Annotated in this window: 11 protein-coding genes; 4 read left to right on the forward strand and 7 right to left on the reverse strand. The window is 69.7% G+C overall.

The window, feature by feature from the left end:
• Window positions 1–70: 70 nt before the first annotated feature.
• Together JHC79_RS05800 and JHC79_RS05805 are read right to left on the reverse strand one after the other, a co-directional pair.
• Window positions 71–2,758, reverse strand: coding sequence for a bifunctional GNAT family N-acetyltransferase/acetate--CoA ligase family protein (locus tag JHC79_RS05800; RefSeq protein ID WP_296389216.1), 2,688 nt, complete (start codon window positions 2,756–2,758; stop codon window positions 71–73).
• A gap of 28 nt (window positions 2,759–2,786) precedes the next feature.
• Window positions 2,787–4,094, reverse strand: a complete 1,308-nt coding sequence (locus tag JHC79_RS05805; RefSeq protein WP_296389217.1) for an acetoin utilization protein AcuC — start codon at window positions 4,092–4,094, stop codon at window positions 2,787–2,789.
• 103 nt (window positions 4,095–4,197) lie between these two features.
• Here JHC79_RS05805 and JHC79_RS05810 point away from each other — a divergent pair, with 103 nt between their 5' ends.
• Together JHC79_RS05810 and galE are read left to right on the forward strand one after the other, a co-directional pair.
• Window positions 4,198–4,881, forward strand: a complete 684-nt coding sequence (locus JHC79_RS05810) for a metal-dependent transcriptional regulator (RefSeq protein WP_253663360.1) — start codon at window positions 4,198–4,200, stop codon at window positions 4,879–4,881.
• 5 nt (window positions 4,882–4,886) lie between these two features.
• Window positions 4,887–5,870: a UDP-glucose 4-epimerase GalE gene (gene galE / locus JHC79_RS05815; protein WP_296389218.1), complete on the forward strand. Its 984-nt coding sequence runs from the start codon at window positions 4,887–4,889 to the stop codon at window positions 5,868–5,870.
• A gap of 20 nt (window positions 5,871–5,890) precedes the next feature.
• Here galE and JHC79_RS05820 read toward each other — a convergent pair whose 3' ends face one another.
• The 4 genes from JHC79_RS05820 to JHC79_RS05835 all read right to left on the reverse strand — a co-directional run bounded on the left by JHC79_RS05820 (window position 5,891) and on the right by JHC79_RS05835 (window position 9,558).
• Window positions 5,891–6,952, reverse strand: a complete 1,062-nt coding sequence (locus JHC79_RS05820) for a DUF4192 domain-containing protein (RefSeq protein ID WP_296389219.1) — start codon at window positions 6,950–6,952, stop codon at window positions 5,891–5,893.
• A gap of 94 nt (window positions 6,953–7,046) precedes the next feature.
• The gene (locus tag JHC79_RS05825) at window positions 7,047–7,790 is read right to left on the reverse strand and encodes a hypothetical protein (protein WP_296389220.1); all 744 of its coding nucleotides are present in this window, start codon (window positions 7,788–7,790) and stop codon (window positions 7,047–7,049) included.
• 56 nt (window positions 7,791–7,846) lie between these two features.
• Window positions 7,847–8,473, reverse strand: a complete 627-nt coding sequence (locus tag JHC79_RS05830) for an MBL fold metallo-hydrolase (RefSeq protein WP_296389221.1) — start codon at window positions 8,471–8,473, stop codon at window positions 7,847–7,849.
• Entirely contained in the window at window positions 8,470–9,558 is a 1,089-nt protein-coding gene (locus tag JHC79_RS05835) for an S-(hydroxymethyl)mycothiol dehydrogenase (protein WP_296389222.1), read from the reverse strand. Before JHC79_RS05835 ends, JHC79_RS05830 begins: the two co-directional genes overlap by 4 nt.
• Before the next feature lie 260 nt (window positions 9,559–9,818).
• Between JHC79_RS05835 and JHC79_RS05840 the strand changes: the two genes are divergently transcribed.
• Both JHC79_RS05840 and JHC79_RS05845 read left to right on the forward strand, forming a co-directional pair.
• Window positions 9,819–10,856: a PAC2 family protein gene (locus JHC79_RS05840; protein WP_296389223.1), complete on the forward strand. Its 1,038-nt coding sequence runs from the start codon at window positions 9,819–9,821 to the stop codon at window positions 10,854–10,856.
• 3 nt (window positions 10,857–10,859) lie between these two features.
• A complete protein-coding gene (locus JHC79_RS05845; RefSeq protein ID WP_296389224.1) occupies window positions 10,860–13,358 on the forward strand; it encodes an RNA helicase in 2,499 nt (832 codons plus the stop codon).
• A gap of 11 nt (window positions 13,359–13,369) precedes the next feature.
• On the opposite strand, the gene JHC79_RS05850 is transcribed toward JHC79_RS05845, so the two are convergent.
• Entirely contained in the window at window positions 13,370–15,871 is a 2,502-nt protein-coding gene (locus tag JHC79_RS05850; RefSeq protein ID WP_296389225.1) for a non-ribosomal peptide synthetase, read from the reverse strand.
• Window positions 15,872–15,917 lie beyond the last annotated feature (46 nt).

The raw sequence follows: 15,917 nt of genomic DNA on the forward strand, positions 1-15,917 counted from the left end.
GTTGGCGTTCCGACACGACGGCCCCCGATCATCCGATGATCGGGGGCCGTCGTCGTCGGCTCGAGGAGCGTCAGCTCAGCCGGCGCGGTCCCGCGTCGCGCCGGGACGGGACCGGTCCGACCCGGACACGACCGGAGAGCACGACCGCGCCCGACACCGACGCCAGCACGGGGTCGAGTACGAGCTCGCGCACCTCCGGGATGTCGTCGACGAGCGTCGACACCCGCACCAGCAGATCGACCAGCGCATCGGTGTCCACCGCGGGTTCACCCCGGTAGCCGGCCAGCAACGGTGCCGATCTCGGCGCGCCCACGAGATCGCGGGCATCGGCCTCGGTGAGCGGGATGGCCCGGTAGGCGTGGTCGCCGAGCAGGTCGAAGGTCGCCCCGGCCAACCCGAAGGCGATGAGCGAGCCGAACGACGGGTCGTCGCGCACCCGGATGACCGTCGCTACGCCGCGGGGTGCCATGCGCTGGACGTGGAGCCGTCGGTCGCCGGTGAGCGCGACCAGTTCGTCGAACGCCGCCCGGACGGTGCCCGGACCGGACAGGTCGAGGCGGGCCCCCTCTCCATCCAGCCGACCCCGCCACCGCGACGAGACCGCCTTGACCGCGACCGGGAACCCGAGCGACCGGGCCGCCTCGGCGGCCGCGTCGGCGTCGGAGACCTCGGCGAAGTCGGTCACGTGCACGCCGTAGCGCGCGAGCAGCCGCGCCGAGTCCTGCTCGTCGAAGGCCAACGTCTCGTCGGTCCCCACCTGGGTCGAGACGATCGCGGCCCGCACCATCTCGCGCGCGGTGTCGGAGTCGACATCGGCCGGCCGGATGACCTCCGATTCCGGCGTGGCACGCCACTGCGCGTATCGCCACGCCTGACCCAGGGCGGACGCGGCCCGCTCGGGCGCGGGATAGGACGGGATCGACCCCCACGTCGGCACCCCCGACTCGTCGCGCACGGTCAGGTTGTCCGGGATGCCCTCGACGGCGAGGAACGTCGACACGACGGTCTTGTCGGCGCCTGCGGTCGCCTCGGTCAACGCCCGTGCGTAGGTGTCGGCGGCGACCGCGACCGGCGGGACGAACACCGCGATGACCGCGTCGACCCCGTCGTCGCCGATCACCCGGTGCAAAGCCTGGGAGAACTCGTCGGCCGCGGCGGCCGGACCGAGGTCGATCTGCTCGACGACGCGGAGGCCGAAGCGCTCCCCCGCGGTCGCCGCCAGGACCCCCAGCACGGTCGAGTTGCCGACGATGCCGACACGCGGGCCGCGCGGAAGGGGCTGGTAGGCCAGCACGGTCGCGCAGTCGAAGAGGTCGGCGATCGTGTCGACCTGGATGACGCCGGACTGTTCGAGCACCGCGCGCGCACTGGCGTCGTCGAGGGTGGAGTCGCGCCGCACCTGCGACGGCGCCACCGACGAGCGTCCCGACTTCACCGCGACGATGGGCTTGTTGCGCGACACCCGACGTGCGAGACGGGAGAACTTGCGGGGGTTACCGAAGCTCTCGAGGTAGAGCAGGATCACGTCGGTCTGCGGGTCGGTGTCCCAGTACTGGAGCAGGTCGTTGCCGGACAGGTCGGCGCGGTTGCCCGCGGAGACGAACGTCGACAGGCCGAGTTGCCTGCGGGCGGCGGTGTCGAGGATGGCTATGCCCAGGGCCCCGGACTGGCAGAAGAACCCGATGCGCCCACGGCCCGGCACCCGCGGCGCGAGCGTCGCGTTCAATGCGACATCGGGGCTGGTGTTGATCACACCCAGGGCGTTCGGTCCGACCAGGCGCATCCCGTGCGCGCGGATCTCGTGGACCAGCGTCCGCTCGGCGACGGCGCCGACGTCACCGGACTCGGCGAAGCCGGCCGACACCACGACCATCGTCTTCACCCGTTTGCTCAGACAGTCCTGCAGCACGTCCTCGACGGTGTCGGCGGGCACGGCCACGATCGCGAGGTCCACGGGGTCGGGGATGTCGCGGACCGAGGGATAGGCACGGATGCCGCGGACGGCGCGGGCCTCGGCGTTGACCGGGAACACCGGTCCGGTGAACCCACCGCTGATCACGTTGGCCAGCAACGCGTTACCGACCTTGCTCGGATCGGTCGACGCGCCGATGATCGCCACCGACGTCGGTCGCAGCAGGTTCGCGACGCTGCGCGACTCCGAACCGAGTTCGCGGGCGTTGCGGACGGTGCGCAGGGCGTCGGTCGGGTCGATGAGGAATTCCACGTGCACCGTCGACCCGTCGAAGCTGCGGGTCAGCTGGTAGCCGGCGTCGCGGAACACCGCCAACATGGCCCGGTTCTCGGTGAGGACCTCGGCCTCGAACCGGGTGAAGTCGTTCTCCGCGGCCGCGCCGGCGAGGTGCTCGAGCAGGACGGTGCCCAGGCCACGTCCCTGGTGGTCGTCGGCGACGACGAACGCCACCTCGGCCGACTCCGGGCGACCGAGGCTCGCGAGACCCTCGTAGATGCCGACGGCGATGATCTCGCCGCCGAGCAACGCCACCAACGCGACTCGGGTGCGGTGGTCGAGCGTGGTCATGTGGACGACGTCGCGGGGCGACATGACCGGGTAGGGGCCGAAGTAGCGCATGTACCGCGTGCGCTCGGAGAGCTTCGAGTGGAAAGCGACGATCCGGTCGGCGTCGGCCGGGACGATGGGCCGCAGGTGCACGGCACCGCCATCGGAGGCGAGCACGTCGGCGATCCAGTGTCGTGGGAAGTCCCACGGGCCGCCTCCGGTCTCGATCGGACCGGTCACGGCCGACCCGCCGGTATCCGCGCCGGCGTCAGTCACGGGGATCAGCCGGATCGAGTCCGTGCAACGGGAACACCGCGGACCGGGTGGCGAGGATGGCCGCGTCGGTGGACTGGTGCAGGTGAGCCGAGATCCCGTCGGGTGCGTCCTGCCCCCAGTTGCCCTCCCACGCGTGGAAATCGGTGTCACCACCGTCGGACATGGTGTGCGCGGGGACCTCGGTGACGAAGTCGGGGTGCACGGTGCGTGCGGCGAGGGCGGCCGTGTCACACCAGTCGTCACCGGTGGGGGTCGAGGGGTCCACGTCGCGTCCCAACGCCGCGGCCATCAGATGGGTCCAGATCCGCGGCACGACGTCGGCGACGCCGTAACCGCCGCCGCCGACCGCGAGCCAGCGTCCGTCGCAGTGGGTGTCGGCGAGGTCGCGCATCGCCAGGATCGCGGCGCGCTGGCCGTCGATCGTGAGCCCGAGGTCGGTGAGCGGGTCGGCGCGGTGACTGTCGGCGCCGCACTGGCTGACGATCACCTGCGGTCGGAAACTGCGGACCAGCGACGGCACCACGGCGTGGAACGCCCGCAGCCACAACCGGTCCGGGGTGTGCGGGGGCAGCGCGAGGTTGACGGTGGTGCCGTGTCCCGTCTCCGGTCCGATGTCCTCGGGGTATCCCGTGCCCGGCCACAGCGTCGCCGGGTGCTGATGCACCGACACCGTCAGCACCCGCGGGTCGCCGGCGAACCTGTTCTGGACACCGTCACCGTGGTGGGCGTCGATGTCGATGTAGGCGATGCGGTCGAATCCGCTGTCCAGCAGGTGGGCGATCGCCACGGCGCAGTCGTTGTAGACGCAGAACCCCGACGCGCGGGCGGGCATGGCGTGGTGCATCCCACCGCCGATGTTGACCGCTCGGCGTACCGACCCGGTCGCGATGGCGTCCGCGGCGGCCACCGTGCCCCCCACCAGCAGGGCCGAGGCCTCGTGCATCCCCGGGAACACCGGGTTGTCGACGCTGCCGAGGCCGAAGATGCGTTCGGCCACCGCGGGCGAGAAGCCCGACACCGACCCGCCCGCGGCCATCTCGCCCGCCGCGCGCACCGCCGCGATGTACTCCCGTCGGTGCACGGTCTCGAGTAGTGCGTCGCCCGCCGACGCGGGCGCCCGCATCTCGACGCCGTCGAGCACGCCGAGGCCGTGCGCGAGGGACATCGTCAGCGCCAGACGGATCGGGTTCATCGGGTGGCTCTCACCCCACCGGTAGCGCAGGAAGTCCTCGCTCCACACGATCAGCGAGTCGTCCGCCGCGGGGCCGGTGTCGGCGCTCGCGACCGTGTCAGAACTCATGGGCCCAACGGTAGTGGTCCGCGGCTGTGAAAGATGTGGCTCGGATACGGGTAATCTGGTCACCGGCTCGATGGGACTGGCCGTATGACGGAGGGTTGGCACTGTGAACGATCTGGTGGACACCACCGAGATGTACCTACGCACGATCTATGACCTGGAAGAAGAGGGCATCGTCCCGCTGCGCGCACGCATCGCCGAGCGCCTCGACCAGAGTGGCCCCACGGTGTCGCAGACCGTTGCCCGGATGGAACGGGACGGCCTGCTGCGCGTCGCGGGTGACCGGCAGCTCGAGCTCACCGAACACGGCCGCACCCTGGCGATCTCCGTGATGCGCAAGCACCGGCTCGCCGAACGCCTGCTCGTCGACGTGATCGGCATGCCCTGGGAAGACGTGCACGCCGAGGCCTGCCGGTGGGAGCACGTGATGAGCGAGAACGTCGAGCGTCGACTCGTCGAGGTGCTCGAACACCCCACGACCTCGCCCTACGGCAACCCGATCCCCGGCCTCGAACTGCTCGGTGTCGAGAGCGGCCCGGCGGTCGGCGACGCCACCCGGCTGTCCGACCTCCCCGAGGGTGAGCCGGTCGCGGTGATCATCCGCCGTCTGTCCGAGCACGCTCAGGACGACCCGAGCCTGATCACCGCACTCCGTGAGGCCGGTGTGGTCCCCAACGCGCGCGTCACCGTGACCAGCGACCCGGGGTCGGTGACCATCAACACCCCCGGACACGCAGGGCTGCGGTTGTCCTCGGAGATGGCCCACTCGGTGCACGTCGAGAAGGTCTGAGAAGGGTGAAGCTCCTGGTGACCGGCGGCGCCGGTTACGTCGGAAGCGTCTGTGCCCGCGTCATGATCGACGCCGGGCACGACGTCACCGTCGTCGACAACCTGACCACCGGCAACCGGGACGCGGTTCCCGAGGCGGCCGCCTTCGTCGAGGGTGACGTGGGCGCGTTGGCGTCGGAGATCCTCGGCGGCGGGTCCTTCGACGGGGTGCTGCACTTCGCGGCGCAGTCGCTGGTCGGCGAATCGGTCGAGCAGCCCGAGAAGTACTGGCAGGGCAACGTCGTCGAGTCGTTGAAGCTTCTCGAGGCGATGCGCACCACCGGGACCCCCCGGCTGGTGTTCTCCTCGACCGCCGCCACCTACGGCGAGCCCGACGCGGTGCCGATCGTGGAGTCGTCGCCGACCCGGCCGACCAACCCCTACGGCGCGACCAAGCTGGCGATCGATCACGCCATCACCTCCTACGCCAACGCGCACGGACTGGCGGCGATCAGCCTCCGGTACTTCAACGTCGCCGGCGCCCATGGCGGGGCCGGTGAGAACCGGCGCGTGGAGACGCACCTGATCCCGATCGTGCTGCAGGCGGCGATGGGACACCGGGAATCGGTGAAGATCTTCGGCACCGACTATCACACCGACGACGGCACCGCGGTCCGCGACTACATCCACGTCTACGACCTGGCGCGTGCGCACGCGCTCGCGCTCGAGGCCGCCGTCACCGGCCGACACGCGATCTACAACCTCGGCAGCGGCTCCGGTTTCTCCGTGCGGCAGGTCATCGAGACGTGCGCCGAGGTCACGGGTCTCGACATACCGGTCGTCCACGCGCCGCGTCGCGCGGGTGACCCGGCGGTGCTGATCGCGTCGAGCGACAAGGCCATCGGCGACCTCGGCTGGGAGCCGACCAACACCGCGCTGCCGACCATCGTGGCCGATGCGTGGGAGTACACCCAGGCCCTCGGCGACCGCGCCCACTCCGCCTCCGCCTGATTCCCCTCGGCCTGATTGCCTCAGCCGGCCGCGCGCTCGGTGGGCGCGGGCATGATCACGCCGAGCCTGTCCGCGGCGGCGTAGCTGGTGGGGAGCAGTTCTTCGAGGGTCGACGGCCGCAGTCCGGCCCGCAGCGACCGGTCGAGAAGCGCTGCCAGCGAGTAACCCACGTCGGAGTCGAGTGCGCAGTCGAGGGCGACGCCCGCCATCGCCCCGTCTCCGCGCACATAGTGCAGGTGGCCCAACAGCGTTGCTGCACAGGCCCTGCCGCCCCCGCGCAACCGTCGGGTCAGCTCGGCCCACACCGCCTCGGCCGCGTCGGAGACGTCGGAGACCGCCAGGGCCAGCAGCGCATCGCGCACCGGGGGTCGGCGGATCGCCGCCTCCAGGACCCGCAGCTGCACGCAGTCGACGTGGGTGTCGAGCCCGTGCAGGACGGCGTCGAGCACTCGCCGCAGCAGCTCGCTGTCGTCGACACCGGCGGCCGCGGCCTTCGTTCGTGAGTCGACGGCGTAGGTGCACGAGGGGTCGGCACAATGCGTCGTGCGGGCCGTCGAGTCGACCATCTCGCGGCGCGATCGGAGCACGACGCGGCCGGTGGTGACCGCGTGCGCCACGGCCATCGCACTCGACCGCGGATCATCGAGGATTCCTCGGTCACCATGGGTGCCCATCGCTCCCCACCGGGTCAGCCACGGTTCACCCAGAGCCATGTCCGCGACCACGAAACCGGTGTACAGACCCACGTCCTCGAGACCCGAGTCGATCAGTGCGAAGAGGTGATCCCAGCACGGGGCGTCGATGTCAAAACGGTCATCGATGACGAGGGCGATGACACCGGATGTGTTGTCGCGCAGACATATCTCGCACAGGTGGGCGATCATCACCTCCATCGCCTCGGTGGCGATGCCGTCGGAGTCGAGGTCGAGATCGTGTCGCATGGTCACGCCGATCCTGGTGCCGCTCGCGTCGAACGCCAGCAGGACCAGGGATCGTTCGGGGATGAAGCCCACCATGGCGGGCACGGCGGCGATGAGGTCACCGGGGTCGCGGAAGGTGACGGTGCGCGGTTCTGTGGTCATGTCAGCCACTGTGCGTCCCGACGACGACATCGCCGGGCCTCGGCAGGGTGCGACGGTCAGGTTGTGCACAGGAGGGCCGACACCCACAGTTGCGCTACCCCGACCGCGACTTCTGCACCGCCTTGGTGAAGATCGCGTCGAGCGCTTCCCCGTCGGGTCGTGAGCCGGAGAACGACAGATAGCTCGCGAAGACACGGACGCCGTCGTTCTGGGCCGCGAGCACGGTGGTGGACTGGGTCAGCGTGGTCGGCGCCTGTCCCGAACGCACGACACGGCGAAACGCCAGCGACTGCTGGGACTCGACGGGCGAGGGGGGCAGCACCTCCGCACTCACCTGCGCGGTGACGCCCCCGATGTCGGTGGTGTACGACGCGCACCGGCGGATCTGGTCCTCGAGGTCGGACAACGGTGTCTGTGACGTCGTGGTCACGACGGTGAGGGCGCCTCCGGTGCTCGACATGCCCACCAGCACCACCGATTCGCCGTCACCCGACGGGATCTGCGGGGGCTCACACCCCGACGGGGTCACCGTCGTCCCCGGGGCGTGACCACTGAGGTCTGCGAGCGCCTGCCCGGCCTGCTCACTGCGCAACCGGGTCGCGGGGTACGACGCCGGGAAATCCGCCGGTGTCAACGACAGCCGGTCGAGCCGGGCCGACGAACCGTCCGACGAACCCGAGGGTGCGCCCGACGCGGCCACCGGGTCGCCGTCGACGCCGTCGGCGCAGCCGGCCACCGCGATGAGCACACACAGCGCCAGCGCACCCACTGCCGCCGACGAACGCCTCGACGACCGTCGGACGGGACGGCCGTCGAGGCGGCGAGGCAGGAATGTCACCACGCAACTGTGCCACCGGACGGCGGTCCGGGACGGGACCGACACGACGACGCGGCTCAGTTCCCCCGCGCGATCCATTCCTCGAGGTGTGGGGCCTCCGCCGACACCGACGTGGAATCGCCGTGCCCGGTGCGCACCGACGTCTCCGGGTCGAGGGTGAAGATCTTGTCGCGGATGGACTCGATGATGGTCGGGAAACTCGAGAACGACCGCCCGGTGGCACCCGGTCCGCCGGAGAACAGCGTGTCGCCGCTGAACAGGACGCCCGCCTCGGGTGCGTACAGGCAGCACGACCCCGGCGAATGCCCCGGGGTGTTGATCAGGATCAGCTCGGTGCCGGCGACGGAGATCCGTTGGCCGTCTTCGATGTCACCGTGGTCGACCTCGGGATGGGTGTCACGCCACAGCATGTCGTCACCGGGGTGCAGGAGGATCGGCGCGTCGAGGCGGTCGCGTAGTTCCGGGGCGACGGTGATGTGGTCGTTGTGCCCGTGCGTGGCGACGATGGCGCGCACCGTACGCCCGGCCACGGCCTCGACGATGGGGTCCGCGGAGTGGGCCGCGTCGATGACGACGACCTCGTGGTCGTCACCGACGATCCAGATGTTGTTGTCGACATCCCAACTGCCGCCGTCGAGTTCGAATTTCCCGGACGTGACCACGTGGTCGATGCGCAGGCTCACAGGAGCACCACCGAACGCAAGACCTCGCCGGCCTCCATCTTGTGGAACGCCGACTCGATGTCGTCGAGTCCGATCCGTTCGGTCACGAACTTCTCCAGCGGCAGCCGTCCCTGCTGATACAGGTCGACCAGCATCGGGAAGTCGCGTTCGGGAAGGCAGTCGCCGTACCAGGACGACTTGAGTGCGCCACCGCGGGAGAAGAAGTCGACCAGCGGCAGTTCCAGTGTCATCTCGGGGGTCGGCACACCGACGAGGACCACGACGCCGGCGAGATCCCGCGCATAGAACGCGGTCTCATAGGTCTCCGGTCGACCGACGGCATCGATGACCACGTCGGCGCCGTTGCCGTCGGTGAGCTCCTGGATCGCGGCGACGACGTCGTCGACCTGCGATCCGTCGATGGTGTGCGTGGCCCCGAGGTCGGTGGCCCAGTCCAGTTTCCGCTGATCCCGGTCGACGGCGATGATCGTCGTCGCACCGGCCAGGCGGGCGCCCGCGATCGCCGCGTCGCCGACGCCACCACATCCGATGACCGCGACACTGTCACCACGGACCACCCCACCGGTGTTCATCGCCGCGCCGAGCCCGGCCATCACCCCGCACCCGAGCAGACCCACCACGGCGGGGTCGGCGTCGGGGGCGACCTTGGTGCACTGCCCCTCGTGGACGAGCGTCTTGTCGGCGAACGCACCGATGCCCAGCGCAGGGGTGAGTTCCGTTCCGTCCTCGAGCGTCATCGGGACACTCGCGTTGAACGTGTCGAAGCAATACCAGGGACGCCCCCGCTTACACGCCCGACACTGTCCGCACACCGCGCGCCAGTTCAGGACGACGAAATCTCCGACGGCGACATGGGTCACCTCGTCGCCGATCTGCTCGACCCGCCCGGCCGCCTCGTGGCCCAGCAGGAACGGGTACTCGTCGTTGATCCCGCCCTCGCGGTAGGCGAGGTCGGTGTGGCAGACCCCGCACGCGGCGATGTCGACGATCACATCGCGCGGCCCGGGGTCGGGCAGGGTGATCGAGACCACCTCGGTCGGCGCCCCCTTGCTCATCGAGACAACCCCGCGAACCTGCTGTGGCATGCGTTTTCCGCCCTTTCGTGACGTCTGTCGGGCACATCCGGTCGATGGACACCTGTCCAGAACATCTCGCGACCAGTGTGTCGTGCATCTCCGAGTTTGTCATGCGCGAACGGGCATACCTGCTCCGCGGGGAACACCCGACCCCGTCGCGGTCGTTGCACAGAGGCGAACGTCCCCACACAGATATCTCGGCCCCGGCCGAGAGTCATTTGGCCGTCGATGCGGCGGTGGGCGACAATTGCGCCGACAAGGAGGCCACGATGGACGAGAAATCCACGTTGTACGAGCTGGAGTTTCCCGTACCCCAGGTGACCGGTGACGAGGGCACCGGCCCGGTTCTGGTTCACGCGATGGAGGGTTTCGCGGACGCGGGACACGCCGTCGCGTTGGCGGCCGAACATCTGCGCGACAGCCTCGAGTCCGAGCTCGTCGCCACGTTCTCCACCGACGAGCTGATCGACTACCGCTCGCGTCGTCCCACCATGGAGTTCTCCGGCCAGGAGTTCACCGACGTCGAGATGCCCACGCTGACGATCCACGCGATCCGCGACAACGCCGGTCGGCCGTTCCTGCTGCTCGCCGGCGCGGAACCGGATCTGCGGTGGGAGCGGTTCGTCGAAGCCGTGCGACGCCTGTCCGATCATTTCCAGGTGTCGTCGGTGGTCGGCCTGAACGCGATCCCCATGGCCATCCCGCACACCCGACCGTCGTCGATCACCGCGCACGGTTCCGACCAGGAGATGCTCGGCGACCTCCCGCGGTGGGGCAGCGAGCTGAAGATCCCCGCCAGCGCCTCGATGCTCGTGGAGCTGCGGATGGCGCAGAGCGGGTACGACACCGCGGGCCTGTCGGTGCACGTGCCGCACTACCTGTCCCAGGCGCAGTACCCGGGCGCATCGGCCACGCTGATCCAGTCACTGGCCAAGGTCACCGGGCTGGACCTGCCGGTCGCCGCACTCGAGAACGCAGCGGCCAAGGTGCGCACCCAGGTCGACGCCGAGGTCTCGGGCAACACCGAGGTCGAATCGGTGGTGTCGGCGCTCGAGAACCAGTACGACGCGTTCAACAGTGCGCAGACCGAGAAGGCGTCGCTGCTCGCGGCCGAAGAGGCGCTACCCAGTCCGGACGAACTCGGCGCCGAACTCGAACGCTTCCTCGCTGACCAGGTCGACACGTCGACCGCAGACCAGGTCGACACGTCGACGGCAGACCAGGTCGACACATCGACCGCAGATCAGCCGGACGTGACCCCGGACGACGACTCCGACGACGATGCGCAGCCGGGTTCTGCCGGGTGATGCGTGAGCGGTGACGCACCGGCCACCTTCATCCCCTCGGGGACGTCGGACCCCGACGAGCTGTTCGACGAGTTCTCCCGCTGGGCGGAATCGCGGGGTCTGACGTTCTATCCCGCGCAGGAGGAAGCGCTCATCGAGCTGGTCTCCGGGGCCAACGTACTCCTGTCCACCCCCACCGGGTCGGGTAAGTCCCTGGTCGCCGCGGGCGCGACGTCGTTCGCACTCGGTCGCGGTCAGCGCACCTTCTACACCGCGCCCATCAAAGCGTTGGTCAGCGAGAAGTTCTTCGACCTGTGCGCACAGTTCGGGGCCGACTCGGTGGGCATGATGACCGGCGACGCCACCGTCAACGCGGGCGCACCGATCATCTGCGCCACCGCCGAGGTGCTCGCCAACCTCGCGCTGCGCACCGGGGCCGATGCCGACGTCGGACTGATCGTCATGGACGAGTTCCACTACTACGGCGACACCGAACGCGGCTGGGCCTGGCAGGTCCCGATCGTCGAGCTGCCGCGCGCCCAGTTCCTGCTGATGTCGGCCACCCTGGGGGACGTCACGTTCTTCGCCGACGACCTCCGACGCCGCACCGGCCGCGAGACGGCGTCCATCACCGGCACCCAACGGCCGGTCCCCCTCGACTACTCCTACGTGCTGACCTCGGTGCACGACACCATCGAGCGGTTGATCGAGGCCGACCGGGCACCGGTCTATGTCGTGCACTTCACCCAGGCGTCTGCGGTCGAACGCGCCCAGGCCCTGCTCAGCGCGAACATCTGCAGCCGCGAGCAACGCGACGCCATCGCGGTCGCGATCGGTGATTTCCGATTCACCTCCGGCTTCGGCAACACGCTGTCGAAACTGGTCCGCGCCGGGATCGGTGTGCACCACGCCGGGATGCTCCCCCGCTACCGACGACTCGTCGAACGCCTTGCGCAGCAGGGACTCCTCAAGGTGGTGGCCGGCACCGACACCCTCGGTGTCGGTATCAACGTCCCGATCCGCACGGTGCTGCTCACCGGCCTGACGAAGTACGACGGCGTCAAGACACGCCATCTGCAGGCACGCGAGTTCCACCAGATCGTCGGTCGCGCCGGCCGGGCCGGCTACGACACCCGCGGCTTCGTCGTCGCCCAGGCCCCCGAACACGACGTCGAGAACGCGCGTGCGACCGCGAAGGCCGGCGACGATCCGAAGAAGCTCAAGAAGATCCAACGCAAGAAGGCCCCGGAGGGTTTCGTCTCGTGGGGCGAGCCGACCTTCGAACGGCTCATCGCCGCGCCGCCCGAGCCGCTGCGGTCGCACTTCAAGGTCACCACCTCGATGGTGATCGACGTGATCGCCCGTCCGGCCAACTGCTTCACCTCGATGCGTCATCTCCTCGAGGACAACCACGAGCCGCGCGAGCGGCAGCGCAAACACATCCTGCGGGCGATCGAGATCTACCGGGGACTGCGCACCGCGGGCCTCGTCGAGTCGATGGAGCCGGACGCCTCGGGCAAGGCCGTACGGTTGACCACCGACCTCCCGGCGAACTTCGCGTTGTCGAACCCGTTGTCCTCCTTCGCGATCGCAGCGCTGGAGATCCTGGACACCGACGACCCCGGCTATGCGTTCGACGCGCTGTCGGTCATCGAGTCGACCATCGAGGACCCCCGACCGATCCTGCGCGCGCAGCGCAGCGCCGCACGCGACGTCGCCATCGCCGAGATGAAGTCCGACGGCATCGAGTACGACGAGCGAATGGAGCTGCTCGAGGAGATCACGTGGCCCATGCCGCTGTTCGACCTCCTCGAGGGGTCGTTCGAGATCTACCGGCGCGGACACCCCTGGGTCTCCGGCACTCCCCCGTCACCGAAGTCCATCGTCCGCGAGATGGTCGAGCAGGCCATGGGGTTCAACGACTTCGTCGCACGCTACAAACTCGCGCGCAGCGAGGGAGTCGTGCTCCGCTACCTCACCGACGTCTACCGGTCGGCACGTCACGGCCTACCGACCGCGCAGCACACCCCCGAGCTCGACGATCTCATCGAGTGGCTCGGCGACCTGGTGCGCCGGGTCGACTCCAGCCTGATCGACGAATGGGAACAGCTCACCCACCCCGATGACGACAGCGCACCCACCGACGCCCGTCCGCCGACCACCGGTCCGAACCTCCGCGCGTGCCGGGTGCAGGTACGCAACCACATGTTCGCACTGATCAGCGCCGTATCGCGGCGGGACTGGCCCACGCTCTACCGGACCCACCCCGATGTCGCGTGGAGCGAGGAGCTCGCCGAGTACTTCGACGAGTACGGCGAGCTCGACGCCGGACCGCAGGCCCGCAGTCCGCAGCTCTTCGCCCTCGACGAGAGCGACGACGTGTGGCGGGTCCGTCAGACCTTCGACGACCCGCAGGGCGACCACGGGTGGTCGTTGACCGCGCAGGTGGAGATCGCGACCGACCCGGACGTCGACGAGTCCGATCGAATCCGTGTGACGGACATGGAGATCCAACCCGGCTGAACCGGGCGCCGTCAGGCGTCGAGCACGTCGTCGACGATGGTCGCCACCTCACCGACGTAGGGCTCGTGCAGGAGTTCGACGTGCCCGCCGCGCACCGGCCGGATGTCGACCGCACCGCTGGTCACCGCCTGCCACCACTGGCGTCGATGACGGGTTCCTGGCGCGGCGAGAACGGTGATCGGGGCGTCGATCCGGCGCAATCGGTGTCGGTCGGTGAGGCGTCCACCGAGGCGGTAGAAGATGATCCACTGCGTCACCGGGTCGAAGATCACGCGTCCGGCCAACGGGATCTTGGCGACCAACGCCACCAACTGCCGCTTCGACACCGAGACGTCGGGTTGGTACTGCACCTCGGGTTCATCGATCTCGTCGGGGTCGGCGGCGGGCGGATCCTCGGGGTCGAGATCGGCGATCAGCTTCTCGGACAACGACGTGTCGATCGCGATCAGGTGACGCGTCTGCTCACCTCGCTCGGCGAGCTGCGCGGACATCTCCAGCGCCACGACACCGCCCATCGAGTGTCCGGCCAGCAGGTACGGCCCGTGCGGCGCCACTGCGGTGATCAGGTCCACATAGCGGCGCGCCATCGCGGTGACGCTGCGATCGGGGCGTCCTGTCCGTTCGAGCCCGAGAGCCTGCAGGCCGTGGACCGGCCGGCCCGGTGTGAGGTGTCGGGCCATCGCCATCAGTGACGACGCCGGACCGCCTGCACCGGCGACCACGAAGAGCGGGGTCGTCTCGACGGTGTCGGGGGACGCGGTGCGGATCGGCACCAGAACGCCGTTGCCCTCGCGGACACCGCCGCCGTTGCGGTAGTGGTCGCGGATGCTCGTCGCCAGCACCGCGATCGTGGGGGTGGTGGTGAAGGCGGCGAAGTCGATGTCGCCGTTGATGCGTTGACGGACGGTGGTCGAGATCCGGGCGAGCGCCAGCGAATCGGCACCGAGCGCCATCAGGTCCGCATCTGCGTCGATGTCGTCGGTACCCATCGCCAGCGTGACCGCGTAGCGGGCGACCGAGTCGACGATGTCGGGTGCGCCACGACGCCTGCGTGCGGTGGCGCGCACGCGGGGTTCGGGCAGCGCGGCCCGGTCGAGTTTGCCGCGTTCGGTTCTCGGCAGTGCCGCCAGGGCGACGACGTACCGCGGCACCATCCATTCCGGCAGGACCGACCGCAGCTCACCGCGGATCCGGTTGTCCGAGTCGGCCTCCGCGGTGATCGGGCCACTGACGTAGGCGACCAGCTCGGTGCCGCCGTCGATGTCGGTGGCGCAGACGAACGCCTCCTGCACCCCGTCCTGGCCATACAGTGCCGACTCCACCTCACCGGGCTCGACGAGATACCCCCGGATCTTGACCGCATCGTCCACCCGGCCGGCGAGGTGCAGGGTGCCGTCGGGTCCGAGATGCCCGCGATCGCCGGTGCGATACGCACCGACCCCCGCCTCGTCGGTGAAGAACCGAGTCGACGCTCGACCGAGGTACCCGGCGGCGATCGGGCCGCCCACGACGACCACCTCGCCGACCGAGCCGGCGTCGATCCGAAATCCGTGCTCGTCGACGATGTGGACGCGGCGGTCGGGAAGCGGATGCCCGGCGGCGATCCGCCCGACGGGGAGGGCGTCGTGCGGCGTCAGCACGGAATGGCCGATCATCCCCACCTCGGTGGCGGCGTACCAGTTCACGATGGCCGGGGCCGGCTGTGAGACGTGTCGGGTCTGTTCCACGTCGGATCCGGTGGCGGCCTCCCCGTAGTAGGCGACCTGGCGAACCGTCGAGATGGGATCGACTGCCCCCGATCGCGCGGCCGAGCCGAGCGCCCGCGCGGCCACGACCGAGCTGTGCAGCGTGGTCACCGACTCCGACCGCAGCCAGGTGGCCAGCGAGACCAGGTCGGTGTCGCGGGGGTCGGCGCACACCACCGTTGCGCCGCAGGCGATCCCGGCGAGCACGGTGTTCATGCCCGCGCTGAAGCCGAGCGGGAGCAGGTCTCCGAGACGGTCGTCCGCGCGCAACCCCTGGCCCTCGACGATGTCGCGCACCTTCGCCAGCAGGGTCCGGTGAGCGAGCATGACGCCCTTCGGATCTCCCGTCGATCCCGAGGTGTAACAGATCATGGCGATCGCGTCGGGGTCCACGTCGGCGGAGGACTCGGACTCACGGCCCCTCGGGCGGCACGTCGGGAGATCGTCCATCGTCGACGCCGTGCAGGCGTCGACGATGCGGGCGACCCGCTCGGCGGGCAGGCCGGTGTCGATCGCGACCAGCGCCCGTCCGGACATCATCACCCCGAGCGAGCGTGCGACCGCGTCGACGGTCCCGTCCTGGTGGACGGCCACCGGCGACCACGTGTCGCCGAGAGCCAGGTGCCGGGCGTACCCGGTCGCGGCGACGAGCAGGTCGCGGTAGCTGATCCGACCGGTGGAGGTGACGATCGCAGTGGCGCCCGGCACCGATCGCGCGGTGGCGGTCAGGAGACCGCCGACGGTCTCCGCGTGCTCCGGTGGCCGCACTGATCCGAGTCTCTGCCGCATTTGTCGGGATTCAACCAGAGCTCGC

Origin of the sequence: Williamsia sp., assembly GCF_016462415.1 — a bacterium.
In the GTDB taxonomy this organism is placed as follows: domain Bacteria; phylum Actinomycetota; class Actinomycetes; order Mycobacteriales; family Mycobacteriaceae; genus Williamsia_A.